This window comes from Peribacillus faecalis (assembly GCF_014712675.1).
In the GTDB taxonomy this organism is placed as follows: Bacteria; Bacillota; Bacilli; order Bacillales; family DSM-1321; genus Bacillus_AD; species Bacillus_AD faecalis.
On record NZ_JACXSI010000023.1, the window covers coordinates 96,667 to 114,869 of the forward strand.

General features: G+C 39.1%; 13 protein-coding genes and 2 pseudogenes. 1 reads left to right on the forward strand and 14 read right to left on the reverse strand.

Annotation, left to right across the window (positions count from 1 at the left end; all coding sequences use genetic code 11):
* Positions 1 to 15 precede the first annotated feature (15 nt).
* The 3 genes from IEO70_RS10510 to IEO70_RS10520 form a co-directional block, all read right to left on the reverse strand.
* A complete protein-coding gene (locus tag IEO70_RS10510; protein WP_190998331.1) occupies positions 16 to 1,263 on the reverse strand; it encodes an ABC transporter permease in 1,248 nt (415 codons plus the stop codon).
* Entirely contained in the window at positions 1,256 to 2,155 is a 900-nt protein-coding gene (locus IEO70_RS10515) for an ABC transporter ATP-binding protein (RefSeq protein ID WP_190998332.1), read from the reverse strand. Before IEO70_RS10515 ends, IEO70_RS10510 begins: the two co-directional genes overlap by 8 nt.
* A 205-nt stretch (positions 2,156 to 2,360) precedes the next feature.
* The gene (locus IEO70_RS10520) at positions 2,361 to 2,723 is read right to left on the reverse strand and encodes a YccF domain-containing protein (protein ID WP_190998333.1); all 363 of its coding nucleotides are present in this window, start codon (positions 2,721 to 2,723) and stop codon (positions 2,361 to 2,363) included.
* A 448-nt stretch (positions 2,724 to 3,171) separates the two neighbouring features.
* On the opposite strand from IEO70_RS10520, the gene gdhA reads away from it, so the two are divergent.
* Positions 3,172 to 4,557 carry an NADP-specific glutamate dehydrogenase gene (gene gdhA, locus IEO70_RS10525; protein WP_190998334.1) on the forward strand — a complete coding sequence of 462 codons (1,386 nt, stop codon included), beginning with the start codon at positions 3,172 to 3,174 and terminating at the stop codon, positions 4,555 to 4,557.
* Positions 4,558 to 4,879: 322 nt separating this feature from the next.
* Here gdhA and IEO70_RS10530 read toward each other — a convergent pair whose 3' ends face one another.
* The 11 genes and pseudogenes from IEO70_RS10530 to IEO70_RS10580 all read right to left on the reverse strand — a co-directional run bounded on the left by IEO70_RS10530 (position 4,880) and on the right by IEO70_RS10580 (position 18,075).
* Positions 4,880 to 5,911: a DUF2804 domain-containing protein gene (locus IEO70_RS10530; RefSeq protein ID WP_328820911.1), complete on the reverse strand. Its 1,032-nt coding sequence runs from the start codon at positions 5,909 to 5,911 to the stop codon at positions 4,880 to 4,882.
* Between the two features lie 123 nt (positions 5,912 to 6,034).
* The gene (locus IEO70_RS20365; protein WP_328820912.1) at positions 6,035 to 7,102 is read right to left on the reverse strand and encodes an SEC-C metal-binding domain-containing protein; all 1,068 of its coding nucleotides are present in this window, start codon (positions 7,100 to 7,102) and stop codon (positions 6,035 to 6,037) included.
* A gap of 183 nt (positions 7,103 to 7,285) precedes the next feature.
* Positions 7,286 to 8,376: pseudogene (locus IEO70_RS10540) on the reverse strand (metallophosphoesterase).
* 430 nt (positions 8,377 to 8,806) lie between these two features.
* Entirely contained in the window at positions 8,807 to 10,171 is a 1,365-nt protein-coding gene (locus IEO70_RS10545; protein WP_235973568.1) for a glycoside-pentoside-hexuronide (GPH):cation symporter, read from the reverse strand.
* Between the two features lie 115 nt (positions 10,172 to 10,286).
* Complete coding sequence (locus IEO70_RS10550; RefSeq protein WP_190998335.1) at positions 10,287 to 13,118, reverse strand: cation-translocating P-type ATPase; 2,832 nt, start codon at positions 13,116 to 13,118, stop codon at positions 10,287 to 10,289.
* A gap of 276 nt (positions 13,119 to 13,394) precedes the next feature.
* Positions 13,395 to 14,195 (reverse strand): ABC transporter permease subunit, encoded by an 801-nt coding sequence (locus tag IEO70_RS10555; protein WP_190998336.1) that lies wholly within the window; start codon positions 14,193 to 14,195, stop codon positions 13,395 to 13,397.
* Positions 14,192 to 15,079, reverse strand: coding sequence for an ABC transporter ATP-binding protein (locus IEO70_RS10560; RefSeq protein ID WP_190998337.1), 888 nt, complete (start codon positions 15,077 to 15,079; stop codon positions 14,192 to 14,194). The genes IEO70_RS10555 and IEO70_RS10560 overlap by 4 nt, the downstream gene beginning before the upstream one ends.
* Positions 15,080 to 15,117: 38 nt before the next feature.
* Positions 15,118 to 15,588: pseudogene (locus IEO70_RS10565) on the reverse strand (sugar O-acetyltransferase); the annotation flags it as partial.
* 411 nt (positions 15,589 to 15,999) lie between these two features.
* On the reverse strand, positions 16,000 to 16,620 hold the full coding sequence (locus tag IEO70_RS10570) for a sporulation delaying protein family toxin (RefSeq protein ID WP_190998339.1): 621 nt from the start codon (positions 16,618 to 16,620) through the stop codon (positions 16,000 to 16,002).
* On the reverse strand, positions 16,613 to 17,554 hold the full coding sequence (locus IEO70_RS10575) for a sporulation-delaying protein SdpB family protein (protein ID WP_190998340.1): 942 nt from the start codon (positions 17,552 to 17,554) through the stop codon (positions 16,613 to 16,615). Before IEO70_RS10575 ends, IEO70_RS10570 begins: the two co-directional genes overlap by 8 nt.
* On the reverse strand, positions 17,539 to 18,075 hold the full coding sequence (locus IEO70_RS10580; RefSeq protein WP_190998341.1) for an SdpA family antimicrobial peptide system protein: 537 nt from the start codon (positions 18,073 to 18,075) through the stop codon (positions 17,539 to 17,541). The genes IEO70_RS10575 and IEO70_RS10580 overlap by 16 nt, the downstream gene beginning before the upstream one ends.
* Between the last annotated feature and the right edge of the window lie 128 nt (positions 18,076 to 18,203).

An 18,203-nucleotide genomic window follows, 5' to 3' on the forward strand; every position in this document is an offset into this window, starting at 1 on the left:
CATCTATCTTATTATTTATGCTTTTTTCGTTAAATTAAGAGCTTCCTTAATATTTTTGAAAGATGAAGTTTTACCGTACATCAGTACACCGCCGCGGTAAACTTTTGCTCCAAATACTGCAAGAGCTGCAATTGTCCCTACTAATAAAGCAAGGCTGACTGCTATCTCCCAGGTTGGTACTTCCAACATACCAATTCGCAAAAACATCAACATCGGGCTAAAGAACGGAATGAAGGATGTAACTTTCACAATTCCCGCCTCCGGATTGCTTAAGCCGTACATTGCCAGGAAGAAGCCGACTAATACAAGCATTGTCATCGGTGTAATCATCGATTGCACATCTTCGACACGGCTCACTAATGAACCTAAAAATGCCGCCAATGTCGCATATAAGAAGTAACCTAACAAAGTAAATACAACCGCATAAATAATGACCGATACAGATGTGCCTTCAAAGCCGAATACTGTAAAAAAACCGCCGTTCATATCATCCTGATTCTGCTTTACAGAAAAGTAGCCTACGCCTAAAAGCAAAAGCATCTGCGTTAAACTTACCAGTGCAACGCCCAGTATTTTTCCGAACATCTGCTGAACAGGAGAAACACTGGAAATCAAAATTTCCATTACCCTTGATGTTTTTTCACCTGCTACTTCTGTCGCAATCATGCCAGCATAAGCTAAAACACCGATATAGATGACAATCAAAAGGATATAGACAAGTCCGCGAGCCTGATTCAATTCTTCCGTTGTTTTGGCATTTTCAGAAATCGCTTCTTTTTCAAAAACAGCCGGTTCATAAAGAGAAATCATCTGCTCATTCGAAATATTCAATTGCTGAGTTACGATGATATTTTTGACATTTGTTAGGGCTTGCGATAATTGACCATTTATTGTTTCATCTGAGATTGAATTAGCATGATAGACTCCTTCCGGTAAGCCTTGATCATCGCTTGTTACTACTATATACCCGACAAGGTCGCCGTTGTTTACCAACTTATTTCCTTCTGACTTGCTATCAATCTGTTCAACTTTCAATTCCGAATCGGCTGCCTTTATTTGCGCATCAAAGGCATCATAATATTGGCCGCTTTCATCAACCACCCCGATTGTATCTACTTCGCCACTTTCAAACATATCGATAATTTTAGACATATTCGTTAAAGCCAGCACAATTGCCAGTGTAATAAGTGTTGATATAATAAATGATTTTGCTTTAATTTTTGAAGAATACGTATGCATTACGACAATCCAAAACTTATTCAACTGCGCCACCTACTTTCTCCACAAAAATATCATGCAGCGTCGGTTCTTCCAGTTCAAACTTTCGGATAAAACCCTTCGAGAATAGATCCCTTTGAATATTTTCAGCTACTGCCTCATCTTCTACTTGCAGTCTCACACCTTCAGACGTTTTACGTAGCTTATGAACACCAGCGAAATCAGCTAGATAATTCATACTCAAATCACTGTGTATGACTAGATTTTTCTTGCCAAATGAACGTTTTACGTCCTTTAGACTGCCTTGAACAGCCGGTTTGCCTTTATGCATAATGCAAAGATTTTCACATAGCTCCTCGGCATGCTCCATCCGGTGACTCGAGAAAATAATTGTTGTGCCGCTATTTTTCAGATCAAAAACAGCTTCCTTCAATAACTCGACATTGACTGGGTCAAGGCCGCTAAATGGCTCATCCATAATCAACAACTTTGGTTTATGTATTATAGATGCGATGAATTGAATTTTTTGCTGATTCCCTTTTGATAGTTCTTCTACTCTCTTATTCTTGTAGTCTGGTACTTTAAATCGCTCCAACCAATAATCGAGCTCCTTCAATGTCTCCGCCTTTGGCATATCGCGAAGTTTAGCCAAATAAACGATTTGCTCGCTAACTTTCAATTTGGGATAAAGGCCGCGTTCTTCTGGCAAATAGCCGATCATCGGACTGACCGAGTAATCAATCGGCTTGCCGTTCCACGTAATACTCCCCTCTGAAGCGTCTATCAGACCAAGAATCATTCGGAAAGTTGTTGTCTTCCCGGCCCCATTTGCACCTAAGAAACCAAATATTTCTTTCTCCGGTATTGTAAAATTAATATGATCGACTGCTGTAAAGCTTCCATAACGTTTTGTCACGTTATCCAATATAAGTGCCAAATCTACTCCTCCTTTTCTCAATAAAACATTCCGACTAACAAAATACATGCTACTCTTAAGCGATATCTTTAATACGGTGACATACTGCAGTTTGTTTCAAAAAAATAAATCAGCCAGCCCAAAGATAACCAGCAGACTAAATAACTAGAGCCACACATCGACCTAAATACGATTATGTGGCTCTTGTTTGTTTACTTGCTGTCTATCAAACGATCTCTTTGCCGAATGGCATAAGCGATAGTTTTGCCATTTTCATGAATTGGATTGCAAAAGGAATCCCGATAATTGTAACAGCAAATAGAAATGCACAGATTACATTTGAAATAGCAAGCGCCACCCCGCCAAACACTAACCATAGTATGTTCAACAGGAAATTGCCTGCTCCATTGTCTACTGTCACTACTTCTCTGCCGAACGGCGCCAGCTGAAGCTGAGCCATTTTAAAGCATTGCAGACCTACAGGGATTCCGATAATTGAAATGCACCATAATAAACCGATGATAAACCATCCAAGGGCATTTACGAAGCCTCCGAATAAAAACCAAATGATGTTACCTAAACAGCCCATAACTTCACCTTCAATTTACTACATCTTTAACAAAATTTTACTATATGTAAGTGTTGATGAAAACAATTAAAAAGATAAATTCTTCAAAACCAAAACATATAAATTTTACCCCCATTATGTTCCTTTGAAACTACCAACTAAGAAAACCCTTACATGCATCTCTATACAAACTATCTGCGCAAAATATTATTTATTGTATATTTACAATATTCTAAAATGTATATTTATAAAATAAAATTAATATTTAAACAAACTAAATTCCAGAAACCCTAGCCTCTTACTAAGCAAAATGAGTTTTATTAATTTCAGAAAAGAATAAAAATTCAACTTTTTAGTTGTCTATTTTTCAAAATGAATATAAAATACTTTATATGAGTACAGTACGAAAGCTTAATTATCGGGATGGGCTTCTTGTATTAATATAGGACAAAGGGAGAATGATTAGAAAATGACTACACAACTTCAAGAAATCACAGAGGATTTAACACTTCAAGCAGAACAATATGTTAGTAAAGTATATGAGAGCGTGCAAAAAAGAAACCCTCATGAACCAGAATTTCTTCAAGCAGTGAAAGAAATTTTCGATTCATTAGTGCCGGTTTTCGCAAAACACCCTAAATATATTCAACATAATATTCTTGAAAGAATATCAGAACCAGAAAGAATTATCAGCTTCAGAGTTCCTTGGGTAGACGATCAAGGAAACATCCAAGTAAACCGCGGCTACCGCGTTCAATTCAACAGTAACATCGGTCCATACAAAGGCGGTATCCGTTTTCATCCTTCAGTTAACGCAAGTATCATCAAATTTCTTGGCTTCGAACAAATCTTTAAAAACTCACTTACAGGTCAACCAATCGGTGGCGGAAAAGGCGGATCAGACTTTGATCCAAAAGGCAAATCAGACGGTGAAATTATGCGTTTCACTCAAAGCTTCATGACTGAGCTGTGCAAATATATCGGACCTGATACAGACGTACCAGCTGGAGATATCGGTGTTGGTGCACGTGAAATCGGCTATATGTTTGGCCAATACAAGCGTATTCGTGGCAGTTTTGATGCAGGTGTATTAACAGGTAAAGGCTTAGGGTATGGCGGAAGTTTAACAAGAACAGAAGCAACTGGTTATGGCGCTGTCTATTTCGTTGAAGAAATGCTAAAAGAAAAAGGGCTTAGCTTTAATAAAAGCACAGTAGTCGTTTCCGGTTCAGGGAATGTTTCGATTTATGCAATCGAAAAGGCATATCAGCTTGGAGCAACAGTAGTAGCCTGCAGCGATTCAAACGGCTATATCTACGATCCGAACGGCATTAATTTAGAAACAGTAAAAAGAATTAAAGAAGTAGAACGCAAACGTATTTCAGAGTATGTGAAAGAACATCCTAGCGCTCAATACACAGAGGGCTGCGAGAAGATTTGGTCAATTCCTTGTGATATCGCCCTTCCTTGTGCGACACAAAACGAAATTGACCATTTATCCGCTCAAATGCTTGTAGAAAACGGTGTTAAAGCAATCGGTGAAGGTGCAAATATGCCTTCTACGCTTGAAGCAATAGAAGTTTTCTTAAACAATGACGTTCTATTTGGACCTGCAAAAGCAGCAAATGCAGGTGGTGTAGCAGTGTCTGCACTGGAAATGTCACAAAACAGCATGCGACTATCTTGGACATTTGAAGAAGTTGATGAAAAGCTTCATAAGATCATGGAAGATATTTATCGCAACAGCATGCAAGCAGCTGAAGAGTACGGTCATCCTGGTAACCTACTAGTAGGCGCAAACATTGCCGGATTTATCAAGGTTGCCGATGCTATGATTGTACAAGGTCTAATTTAATTGCTTTATCAAAGGCTGACTCTTTGCAGAGTCGGTCTTTTTTAATAGATAAGTATATTTTCCGTCTAACCTTATACCTGCCATGCTCGGAGGCCAACAGGAAGTTGGTCATATCGGCGAAGACATGCGGACGTGGCGCTTTTAGCCGATGTACCCCTCCTGCCTCCCCCAAGAAACCAAAGGCGGGTTTCTTGGGTGGGGCTCTCACGATGAGAGTCACAGCGACGAAGATATGCGGACATAGCGTTCTTCTGTTTCCTTTATCTCAGTCGGTGGCCTCCAGTCCATACGGTGCTAACCAGGGTGTTTTCACATTTGGTTTTCACCATTTGTTAGACACCCGTTCCGCAAAACCAAAAAAGTCCTTCACCTCGATGACCGTGCCGTCATCTAAAATCGCTTGGCCGGAAAAAAAGCCAAAAACTTGATGCTGATCGCTTGAAATCAGCCAGAGCGATGTATAATCTTGACGATCTAATATTGGCCGGAAGCTCATCTTGAATCTATTGTCGCTTGATGTAAATTTCCAAGGTTTCATATAATCATATTTTTCTCCGTCTTTTGGAATATGGAATTTAACCTCTTCCAGTTTATGAGCGATGCCATCATAGAAGAGAACATTTTCAGTGGCAGCTGATGTATCGCCAAATCCATAGCCAATATTAAATCCAAACGGCACATTATCGACAAGTCCTGAGGCGGAACCCCAATACCATGTATTCTTGTATGTCCATACACCCCGTCCCCAGTCCAGAACAGCAAATGATGAACTTGGATTAAAGCGGTACTCCTTTCTGTCATATTTGGCCACTCCATGCACCTTTATACAATTAATCTTCTGATTATAATAAAACGCCTTGCTGTCCTCAGCAAAAGGAGTTGCTATGACAATCGACTCCTTCGGTTCATCGTGAAGAAGGAACTCGCATTCTATTGATTTACCATTATTGAAATCTTTCATGTAACAAAACAATTTTCTTGATACGCCATTATTCAAAAATTCCATCTGCAGTCTTTGATCTTGATAAATAACATCTCCATGCTTCGAAGTACCGGGAAGCTTAAATTTGCCGAAAGTAAACGGCTTGATTACGCTGGTTGTTTTATACCATGGCTGCCGGAAATCCAATAATGATACGCTTATCAATCCCATATAGGAATTGTCTGCAATCGTCAGTGCAACAGCAAAGTCTTTATTGGCAATCAAATAATAATCCCATTCTTTGATTCGGAAAGGGTTAGCTTTTATATGACGCCGATTATATTCAAGCAGCATTTCTCTGGCAAATCCGCATTCATTCAGCTCACCCTCATCATTCAGGAGACGATTAGTTTTCTTCACTTCCCTTTGCACCAGGTTCCCTCCTTCATATGCTTTATCATTACTATAATTTTACAAGCAACGCATAAAACCCTTTTGTAAATAACGAAAAAAACCGATAAAGAACGGGGTCTTTACCGGTTACTCTCTTTATTATTATTTTCCGCAGCATTTTTTGAATTTTTTCCCGCTGCCGCAACGGCAAGGTTCGTTTCTTCCAATTTTCTCTTGTTGAACAGACTTTTCCTCTGCCGGAGAAAGTTCGGTCGCAGTGAAACCTTTCAGAACCCATAGACGGCTGTTATTCAAAAGGTCAACCAATTTATTGACAAATTGCATCGCTTCTTTTTGTTTAGAGAATTGTACATGTTCGCCAACAAAAGCAACGATTGTATTCAAAGACTCTTCTTGTTGAGCCAATAAAATGCATTGATTGATAATATCAACCATTTGCTCTTCCGGCATATCATAATATTTCTCCATGACTTTCATTAAATCTGCCATTTGAGACGTGCGTTCCCACATTTCTCCGCGCTGCATTCTGAACATTTCGCCTTGAGGAATCGGGTAATAGCCTAATCCTTCTTTTTCATTTTGCTTCGCAAGCAATTGTGCTTCGTCAACAACCAATTCATTGATGATATAATCCTTACTTACGCGGAATGAACCGTAGTAGTTCTCCAAATGCATAATATATTGTTTGAACCATTCACTATCCAGTTCTTCACCAATATATTTCTCGAACATCACTTTTGCATCATGAATGCTGACAACACCATAATACTTCATTGCAGCAAACAACAAGTTCGTGATTTTTTGGTTTCTGTTCACTAGAGCTTTCATTTGCATCGCATCCAGTTGATAGAATTCCTTCATAATCTCTTGAGGCATAACAAGGACTTCCTGTTCTTCTACTTTAGCAGGGTGCGTATAGCCGATACTGCTTAAATAGAAAATATCTTCAAGATCCAATGCTCCCATTTCCACAACGCCGCTTTTTGACATTAAGCGTAAAATTGCAGAATATTGGTCAACATCAAGAAGCTTTGCTCTATCCTCAACAGATTGCGGAATCTTCTCCGCAAGCGCAACAACCAATTCTTTTTTTCTTAAAGAGCTCATATTTTTTAAATCTAAATTGCGGCGAATATTTTTCAGCTGATCAACTTTTAAAGAATCTAAAATACTTTCCAGCCTAAATTCATCCTTCACTTCCACATTCATTAACCTTTATCCTCCTATTTAAAAGAAGCGTTCAGCTTCTGCAAATCAATCTTTTAATTGCCATTCTTATAATTTGAAGGCACATCTTATTATATAAAGTCCGAACACTAGTTTATCAAATTTTTGCCTGAATGAAAAACCACGATGTTCAGTTTATACTGGAAATAGTTACATACACCTATTTTAAGCGTCAAAAGTCACTTCGATCTCAACAATTTCTGATCGACTTCCAAGCCGTAACGGCGGCCCCCAAAATCCGAAACCGGAAGATACAATTGTATGCATAGCGCCTTTTTGTTTATAGCCCCAATCCAATTCATACATTCTTCTTGTAACAAGATGGTTCGGTGCCATCTGTCCTCTATGCGTATGGCCGCATACTAATAAATCAACTCCGCTGTCTGCGGCAGCCTGCAAATCAGTAGGCTGATGGTCCATTGCGATAATCGGTATATTTTTATCAAGGCTTTCCAGCAAATCATTAAAATTTTTCCGTCTGCGAACTGTTTTATCTTTTCTACCGACCAAGTAAAAGCAATCTTCTATTTTAATTACTTCGTCCATTAAAATATCTATACCGCTTTGTTTCATCTCTTCTACAAACTCATATATATCATTGCCATATCCGTATACTTCATGATTTCCGATAACGTCATAAACCCCGATTGGCGCTTTTAGCTTTTTCATTTCCTCGTGCATATTCTTCTTCTTATAAAATACCGAATCATCATCAACGATATCTCCCGGCATCAGCACTATATCAGGTTTGATTTCATTCACCATCTGAACAAGGTTCTTCAAATGCTTTTTGCCAGATAAACCTCCAAAATGCATATCAGAAGCCATCGCGATTTTTAAAGTTTTTCGGTTTGTTTTTTTCGGAATCCGCAAGTTGTAATAGCTGATAGACGGACGATAAGCATTATAAGACCCAAAAATGAGAACGGTTATATAAGCTCAATAAATATCATTGCACTTTTATTAAACGATGTGAATCCGAGCAGCCATACAGCCAAATTACTTATCGGCAGGAGCATAAGACTGTATTGCATAAAACCAAACCAATAGGCCCCGATTATTCGAAAGGCCAAAACTGTCGGAAAGCGCTGCCCAAGAAAATATGTATAAGCCAAAACAGCAACAAGACAACTATAAAGCCAAGCCGCCTCAAGTGATGTGAAGGATTGCAACCAAACCCAACCGTTCCAGCCAATATAAAAGGTAACGATAGAATATCCGAGCAAAAAGAAAACAAATGACGTATATTTTCTCATAAAGAAGCAGCCCCTCAATTTTATGACATATTATAATATTATCCTTCTGAAACAAGACAAAACAAGTAAACGAGAAAAACCGGCACCGGTCCTTTTTCATCATGAATAAGCTACTTAGATTCACCTCGATGAAAAAGGAGCCATGCGGGAGGACTAAGATGAATCACACGAGAAACCCGCCTTTGGTTTCTTGGGGGATGCAGCAAGTAATGAACATCGGCTAAAAGCGCCACGTCCTGTGGCAACACCGATATGACCTACATCCTGTAGGCCTCCGAGCATGGCAGGTGTAAGGTTAGACAGTTATCTAAGTTCAAAAATATAAACTTTCTTATTCTTCAAGAAAAACCGGCACCGGTCCTTTTATATAGCTTCTTAAGAACAAAAAAAAGACCGCAGCAAGCAGAGCCAGCGGTCTTCCCATTTTTAATTAATTTTTCCGTTCACGCAAATCCTGCACAATTTGCCGATACTTACTGTCCAGTTTAAAGAACCAAAGGACAATAACTTGAATGACCGCAATGATAATCGGAATATGAACGTTCAGCCAAATAATCATCCGATCTGCTAAAGCAACTTGCTCACTTATTCCACCGATGTAGCCTCCAAAAGCAAGCAACCAACCTATTAAAGCAAGACCTAATCCATTGCCTACCTTCATTCCAAAACTTGCTCCACTGTTGATGAGCCCTTCAGTTCGCACCCCTGACCTCCACTCACCGTATTCAATCGTATCGTTAATCATTGCCTTTAAGAGGCTTAAAAGCGGCATAATCCCTAGCCCTGCAAGGACTGTCCCAATTAAAAAATATATTAAATAGTCAGGGTTCATAATTTTAATGAACTGTCCAATCATGAGAACGACTGAACCGACTGCACAAACATTCCTTTTCCCAAACCTCTTCACTAGAGGAGCAAGAAAAATAAAACCGAGAAACATCGGAGCAATGGTACTAAAGGCGATAATGGAATATAAATTAGCGTTATTTAAAATATAAGAGGCATAGTAAACACCTGCTGATAAAATGAGCGTAGTCAGCATATTGAACAGCACACACACAATCGTAATGATGAGCAAATATTTATTGACAAACAGCGCTTTAAGCCCTGTTTTGAATAATACCGTTTTCTCACTGCTGGTTGTAACCGGTATTCTTTCCTTTGTTGATTGAAATGTCGTATATAAAGAAATGAAAGACAGTATGGCAAAAATAGCGGATACACTTAGCCACCCGAAAGCATTCGCTAACGGCGTCGCTACTGTCACGACTAAAAGTGTAGCAAATAAGTTGAAAAATCCAAGGTATATATTCGCTAAACTTCTTTTATAACTATCTTGAGTTATTCGTCCAAGAAGTGTTACATAAGGAATCGATACAGCTGTGAAGATTAAATTGAAGGCAATGAAGGTGACATACATATAGAGGATTTTACCTGAGGTTCCCAAATCAGGAACTGTAAAGAGCAATACAGTAGAAACAGCATATGGAAGTGCCATCCACCTGATCCATGGCCTCGCTTTGCCATGCTTTGTATTCGTTCGGTCCACAACGACTCCCATCCCTATATCCGCTACCCCATCCATAAAGCGGACAATGAGCATGAGCGTTCCGACCACAGCTGCTGAAATCCCAACTAAATCTGTGTAATAAAAAGCCAGAAACGTTCCGACTAGTGTCCAAGCGCCGTATAAGCCGATTCCTCCTATCCCAAAACCGAATAATTCCTTGTGCCTTGGCTCAGCGCTCGTCACAGCAGTTTGTATTATTGCTGCTGAATTCATGTTTCTCTCCAACCTTTTTTCCCTCCTTCGCCCTAAAAAAGAAAACGCTTTCAAATTTATTATCAACCGAAAACTGATAATAGTATATATGCTAAATTAACCATAAAAAATGCCCCAAAAGCGGAAATCACTTTTGGGACATTCTCATTCTGCCGGCAATCCATTTTCTTATTTCTTCTAAAGTAATGAGGATTAACGGACACACAAGCAGTAATGCTAAGTGTTGCAATTTAATCGCTGTCGTTTCAAACAACAAATTGAAAAACGGTACATACGCAATCAGTAAGAACAATGCAACCTCTGCGATGACACCGGCAATCATCAAATTGTTTTTCTTTCTAAATGATTTATAGACAGGTATTCTGTCGGAACGGCATTCAAGCACGTTGCCGATTTGAGCGGCAATGACCGCTCCAAAACCAAGTGTAATCGCATAGCTGTATACATACATGACATCACTTGCCGCTGTCCCATTTTCAATAGAAGCAGACAATGCTCTCATGTCTCCAAGCGTATAGCCAAAATGATGCCAAGTGAAGAAAAACATCGCAAATAGCAAGCAGGCTTCAATTATGCCTAGAAAACTGTAAGAACGAAACAATACCTTTCGATTTAATATGTTGCTGTTTTGCTCCCTTGGCGGCTCATCCAATATATCTTCATCCGGAAGTTCCTTACCTAATGAAATCGCCGGAATTAAATCTGTTCCAAGGTCGATGGCCAAAATAAGCAACACAGTCAAAGCCAACGGAATATCTAAAAGGCCCATCGCCAAAAATGGAATGACTTCAGGAACATTGGAAGCCAGGATATACGAAATGAATTTTTGTATATTTTTATAGATTGCACGTCCTTCTTTGACAGCCTCAACAATCGTGACAAAATTATCGTCTAAAAGGACAACATCCGATGATTCAATTGCAGCATCCGAGCCGTTTTTACCCATCGCAATCCCAATGTCGGCTTTACGAAGCGCCAATACGTCATTGATGCCGTCACCTGTTGAAGCAACTACATGACCTAAGCTTTGATAAGTTTCAACGATTTTTAATTTATGCTTTGGCTTCGTCCGGGCAAAGATAACCGGCAAATCTGTATTGATCTTATCTGCAAGCTCTTCCCTGCTCATTTTCTCTACTTCTTCACCCGATACTGTGACATATTTATCTTTTATGATGCCGATTTGTCTTGCGATTGCAGCAGCTGTTAAGCTGTAGTCACCGGTTACAACCGAAACTTTAATACCGGCACGGTAACAATCTTGAATCGCTTCTTGGACCCCTGCTTTCGGAGGGTCATACATAACAGCTAAACCAAGTAATGTTAAGCCTTGAGTTGAAGCCTTTCTTTGTTCTTTGCGATCAGCATAGGAAATGGCCAGCAAGCGATAGCCTTCATTTGCCATTTGGTCATTAAACTCTCTCATATGCTGCTTCATTTTTGCTGTTGCTTCAACAGGCTTGCCATCCTTATAAATGAACGAGCAGAGCTCAATCATTTTAAGGGGATCACCTTTTGTAAACTGTATAACTTGCCCGGTTTCTATCAAAGGATGTGTTCTATTGACAGCTAAAACAGACATTTGTTTAATGTCTGAGCTAAATGGTATTTCCTCTAAAACCTCAAATTGTTCTTTTCTTTCTTTTGCATTGATGCCGTATTTGTTCGCAGCAATTAAAATAGCAGCTTCTGTAGGGTTTCCGATTACTCTCCACTTACTGTTGTCTTCTTGCGATACATGAATTTCCGTATCCGAACAAACCGAAACAGCCGTGAATAAATTCTCCAATGTATCTCGATTACTGTCTGTAATGCCCTTTACTTGTCCGGCAATTCCGTAGCCTTCGCCGCTAATATCTACGATGCCGTCCGCTGTCCATATTTTCTTGGCAAACATCGCATTTTGCGTAAGCGTCCCTGTTTTATCGGTACAGATAACGGAAGTAGCGCTCAATGTTTCAATAGCCGATTGCTTCCGGATCAGTGCATTTTTCTGTGCCATGCGTTGTGCACTCAAAGCAAGCGAAAGGCTGACTGTCGGCATAAGACCTTCAGGGATATTTGCCACAATAATACCGATTGCAAAGATTAAAGCGACACTGATATGCACTTCGGTTAAGAAAAGAGAAATCAAAAATGACAGGATGCCGACAATGATGGCAATTGTCACAAGTATTTTCGTAATCCGTTGAATTTGGATTTCTAATGTACTTTTTCTTTTAACAATTTCCGTTGTCGTTTTTGTTAAATTACCAATTTGTGAGTCTTTCCCGGTAGCAAAAACAACACCCTTTCCTGTCCCTGAGGAAATGGACGTTCCGGCAAACAATAGATTAGTCTTGTCTAAAAGATTGCTATTGCGGTCATGCACCGCCAAAGCATCACGATCTACCGGAACAGACTCGCCTGTCAGCATTGAATTATCCACTGATAAGCCATCAGCAGCCACAATACGGATATCAGCCGGCACTTTATCGCCTGCTGATAATGAAACAACGTCACCAGGCACAAGCTTTTCTGCCATACTTATCGAAAGATTTCCTTCCCGAAACACTTTTACATTGTTCGGAATCATTTTCGATAATGCTTGCATGGCTTTATCCGCTTTACTTTCTTGAACAAAAGAGAATACAGCATTAATCAAAATGATGGCCCATATAACATAGCTCAAGATTGGTGTTCCTGAAATGAGCGCCAGAAAGCTGGCAACCCATAGCATAATGGCCATCAGGTTCACAAAGTTTTTAGCAAAGCTCTTCCAAGGTAAGAATGAACGTTTAGTTTTCACCGTATTCTCGCCGTATTGATTCAACCTTATAGTGGATTCTTCTTCCGATAAACCCTTTTCGCTTGTTTTCAAATAAGTATAAACATCTTTGGCTTCCAGTTCTGATATGTGCAACGATCCTTCCGATTCAGTTGCATCATGGTTTTGGATATGTAATTGACTTATAGACATATACAACCTCACCTCTGACATTAAAACAAACTTTTCTATAGTACCATTTCTTTACCCCAGTTTTTAGTCAGAAAACAATATCAGCCGAAAAAGCCTTAATAGAGAGTTGATTCCCACTGTGGGCGGACGCCAAGCCGCCTCGTCGCTATTGCTCCTGCGGTGTCTCGCCTTGCAGGCTTTGGCACACAGGAGTCGCCGCCCTCCAATCCAATCAACGTGTTATTGCATCTCAATTAAATTTACTATTCATCAAAATTATCTTCTTTATCTCTTTGTTTATATCGGTAAATCTCTTTTATTAAACGCATAAAGAGCCAGAGTATACAGCAATATGCCGGCAAGAACTAAGATTGCCATCATTATATAGGCATTGCTGTCTCCTGCGATGATTCCTTCTGCATCAAATAACGTAAAAAACGTCATATATTTCAAGTTTTCCAGTTTATCTCCGACATTGGCAAGCATTTGCAGCAAATACGATAATACAATGAAACCGGCGCCAATGAATAAACTGCTTCTCATTTCATTGGTAATACATGAAGCGAGAAAACAAAAACCTCCGATGGCAAAATGTAAACTGAGCACACCGACATTGAGCATAATAAATGATTTTATATCCAACTCACCGGGAAACATCCACTCACTCATGGCGATGCCAAGAACGGTACCAAATAGAATCAGCGCAAATACTGCCGTAATGTAAACAACCATCTGCGTCAATATCACTTTCACCCTCGTTTGCGAAGCAGCTAATAAATAGGCCATAGAACCTCGGTCAACATGTCGGACAACAAGGCTATTCGCCACTATAATCGTAAATACAAAAGGAAAAACAAGCATAATAAATCCGTACAAATACGTCGACAAAAAGCTGATTAATGTCGCTCCGGAGGCCGTCATTCCGAACATCGCCATCAGTTCCGGCATCGTTTGTGAAAATTCATCCAATGCCTGGCCAAGATCGGGGTCAAACATAGTCACAATTGTAGATATGTACAATAGGAAAACCGCCATGAAAATGAGAAGCGGCTTGTAAACAGACTTCATTCCCAGCTTATAAAGCGGGCGGCTAATCACGGGCGTTCACCTCCATAATAGTGCAAAAAGATTTCTTCAAGGCTCTGGTTTACCTCATGAATATTTGTAACCGGATATTTATTCATCACCTCGATAAACTGCTTCATATCGTTTTTAATCGTTACGGTCACATCACAGTCTGCGATAGCTTCAACATGAAGCGTCTCTTTGGCAAAAAGCGCCGCTGACTTCGCGTCCTTCAAAGTGATGGTATATTTTTTTGTTTTTGTCTGCTTAATTTCTTCGATTGAATCGACCGTGACGATGCGCCCTTCTTTTATAATTCCTATACGTGAGCATGTGCGCTCCACTTCCTCAAAAATGTGCGATGACATTAGTATCGTTTTCCCAAGTGCCTTCTCCTCCAAAATCAAATCGACAAATGTATTTTGCATCAGCGGGTCCAATCCGCTCGTCGGTTCATCGAGAATCAGCACTTCAGGGTCGTGCATAAAGGCGCAGACGATGCCCACCTTTTGCTTCATCCCTTTCGACATCTTCTTCAGTTTCCCATTCGGATTCAGGTCGAATCGTTCTATTAAATTCCTGGCCTTTGATAAATCCCTCAAACCTCTATATTCTGCCATAAACTTAATGAAAGCCATACCTGTCATATTATCGATGAATGCCATTTCACCAGGTATGTAGCCTAATGATTGCTGTATTTTTGCAGCACTTCTCCGGCAGTCCAAACCGTTAATCATTGCTCGGCCTTTCTGAGGATTTGAAAATCCCATCAGATGACGAATTGTTGTCGTTTTACCTGAGCCATTAGGACCGAGAAAACCAAACACTTCTTCCTTCTCTACCGAAAAAGAAACATCAAAGATGCCTTTCCCATTCCCATACGCTTTAGTTAAATTCTCAATTTCAATAACAGCCATACCATTCACTCCTCACGCGTGTGCTTTGAATGACTCTCTTATTTTTCTTGCGAAAATTTTATCACTTTTGCCAGATTTCCTCCGACAACCGTATTATCTGGTACATCCTTCGTTACAACCGCACCTGATGCAATAACGGCATTGTTTCCGATTTTCACTCCCGGATTGATTATCGCTCTTCCCCCTATCCAAACATTGTCTCCGATTGTAACCGGCGTGCCGAATTCTGCTCCGGATATTCGTTTCTGTGCTTCCAAAGGATGTGTCGCAGTATAAATGTGCACACCTGGCGCAACAAAACAATTACCACCAATACGGATTTCGCAAACATCCAAGAACACACAATCAAAATTTGCATAAAAGTTCTTGCCCACATGAATGTTATACCCGTAATCACAGAGAAATGTCGGTTCAATATATATAGCCTCTCCTATCGATCCGGACAGTTCCTGCAAAATTTCCGCCCTTTTGTCTATTTCCGTTTCATTGGATTGATTAAACAACCTGGAATATAAGAATCAGCAGCTAGAACGGACAGTGGACAAGCTTTAGGAACTTGAACAGGCTATGAAGCGACATCTTCAATTACAAACTAGCCGATTTATTGGGAATTTCGGAAGGTTACATTCGTAAATTAAAGAAAAAATTAATAGTGCGTACTGGTTGTCCTCTTAAACCTTAAATATAATTGGACTAGCTTTTTTATAGGGTTCTTTTTTGCAGTACTGTCTTGCTACAGTGCTTCTTTTTTTCTGGTTTAGTTTATATACTAGATAATTTTACTGTTATAATTGACTTAAACATTAATTACGTTGGTTAATAACAAACCATTAAGACCCTTTTTAAGAATTAAAAGGGTCTTAATGGTCTATATTGGAAACCAACTTGGGGGATTGGTTTATTCATTTGAATTTTAATTTTCAGTTTAAAGTTGCGTCAACTATCTCTTTTACGACTTCTTCTTGTTCATATGACGTGGAATCAATTGATTTTAATCCAGGTCCAGCTGCAGCAGCGGTTAAGTAGAAAGTCACTGCTCCAGCATGAGTAATTGCGGCTCCTACAGTGAATACGACTGCTGCATAAACGGCAAAAACTACTGCAAGAGATGCATTTGGATCGACTTGGCCTTTGTTTGTGACTACAACGTCATCTCCAATGTTCTCTAAAGCTTTTATGAATAGATCTTCTCCATCTGTTAGAATATTATTAGTTTCTACATAATTTGCATTGTAGACAGCTGTCTGTAATTCTGAAAAGTATTCTGGTTCCATATCTTTAATTTCTGAAACAATATCTTGTCCCAATGCTACTGCTTCTTTCGAGTTGTTGGTTTTAAACTGGTCTTTAGTCCATAAATGTTTGTATTTTTCTTTTGCTAGCTGACCTTGTCCCATGACTACTGCCAAGAACAATTCTTCCCCTGTATATTCTTTTGATTTGGATTTCTTAGCTGCGGATACCCCAAATGGTGAACTAAATCCAGTACTCAATACTAAAATTGCAATCAGTAAAATAGGTAAAAATTTACTTTTAAGCACTTTTCATTTTCCTCCCATCTAAAAATTGTTTTTTGTTTTTTTTGAAAATTGCAGGCTTTTTGAATTCAAATTCAGTTGGCCTAAAGTATAAAATTAAAATTGCAACCATTGTAAGTGAAAATGTTAGTAATCCTAAGAAGATTGCGAAAATCTCATGCATTAGAATTGCTAATATAAGTAATGTACCTCTTTTCTCTTTTGGTGCAAGGATTCCTGCAAACAATATTGTTTGCAAAATTAGAGTTCCCCAAGTTGGTATTACCACAAGTTTTGAAGCTAAGAACCAATTGAACATATCAAATAGAACAGGGTTTAGACCTAACATTTTGTCCTGCATGTAGTACCAAACCGCAGTTCCGTTTTGCCATTCTAAAACTTCTAATTTGGCAACTGTTGCATGAAAATATAAAATAGCAATCTGAACTCTAATTGCTATTAAACTAACTAGTGCAATAACTTTTCTCTTTATGTATCTATCAGATTCCTCAACCTTTTCCCAATGCCATTTTCTAGGGTCTGTAAGAGTTATTGGGATTAGTAAAAGAGTAATAGTAGCCGCAACACTATCTCCGCCATCAACGGCCATAGCAGATTGTACAAAACTAAATGACACATACCAATGGATTATTCCTGTAATTCTTGGTCTCCAACCACTGGCAACAATAAGAAGTAGGATTACACAAAAAAGTCTAACTATATCTAAGTAAAAGTAATCATTAGGTACCAAACAAAATATGCTAATTTGGCCTAAACCTCTACAAACTGGAAATTCTGGGGAGTCTGAATTGGGAAGGAAAAATATATCTGCTTTATTAAATAACAAGGTCATGGCAGTTGCAAAAGCAATAATGCTTCGTGCTACCCCGTAAACATTTGTCCATACATCTGCATACCTAATCCAATTTTCGAGTTTATTTTCTAGTTTATCGAGCATACTACTTCCACCTTTACAACCTCTGAAGGCATTTCTACTTTAGCGTCTCCCCATGACCAAGGAACTTGTTCTTCGAATGAAACTGCCCATAATCCACACAGTTCCGGACGGGGGTTTTTATTTTCCACGATTATAATATCTTCAGTTTTTATATTTTCTGCACATTCTTTAGTATTTCCATTACATTTTTGAAACTTTTCCTTTGGTATGTCACTTATGAGTGCTCCAAGCTCTATTCCTTGACTTCGTCCTATCCTTTTCAGTCCGAAGAAATTCTTAGCCCTATTGTTAGGCCATGTTATTTCTTCTTCGTTATCTAGAGGGATCGCATTTAACATAGGCTCTCGTGGATTCTTACTAAAAAAACCCCAACCTTGATAGATTACTGTTGAAATTAATTGCTCAGTGTCTTTTGAAAAAGACATGGGCCCTTTAGGTAATACGGCAATTACGGTTGAAGCTAGGAAGATAAGAAAAGCAAATGCAGTGCCTATAAAAGTTATGGAAAGTTTATATCTCATATTTGCTCACCTACTTTAGATTGTATTTTTATAGAATGTTTTCACTGCAATTAAACTTATTACCACATTTTTTGTTTTCTTTGTCAATAGTTACAAAAATACACAATATTTGACAAAAAAATATCGAT

What these genes read in the sequence shown, in the direction of transcription:
- IEO70_RS10520 (WP_190998333.1), bottom strand. Translation starts at nt 2,723, where the DNA reads ATGGGCTGTTTAGGTAACATCATTTGGTTTTTATTCGGAGGCTTCGTA.
- gdhA (WP_190998334.1), top strand. Translation starts at nt 3,172, where the DNA reads ATGACTACACAACTTCAAGAAATCACAGAGGATTTAACACTTCAAGCA.
- IEO70_RS20365 (WP_328820912.1), bottom strand. Translation starts at nt 7,102, where the DNA reads ATGAATGTGGAAGTGAAGGATGAATTTAGGCTGGAAAGTATTTTAGAT.
- IEO70_RS10550 (WP_190998335.1), bottom strand. Translation starts at nt 13,118, where the DNA reads ATGTCTATAAGTCAATTACATATCCAAAACCATGATGCAACTGAATCG.
- IEO70_RS10560 (WP_190998337.1), bottom strand. Translation starts at nt 15,079, where the DNA reads ATGGCTGTTATTGAAATTGAGAATTTAACTAAAGCGTATGGGAATGGG.
- IEO70_RS10575 (WP_190998340.1), bottom strand. Translation starts at nt 17,554, where the DNA reads ATGCTCGATAAACTAGAAAATAAACTCGAAAATTGGATTAGGTATGCA.
- IEO70_RS10580 (WP_190998341.1), bottom strand. Translation starts at nt 18,075, where the DNA reads ATGAGATATAAACTTTCCATAACTTTTATAGGCACTGCATTTGCTTTT.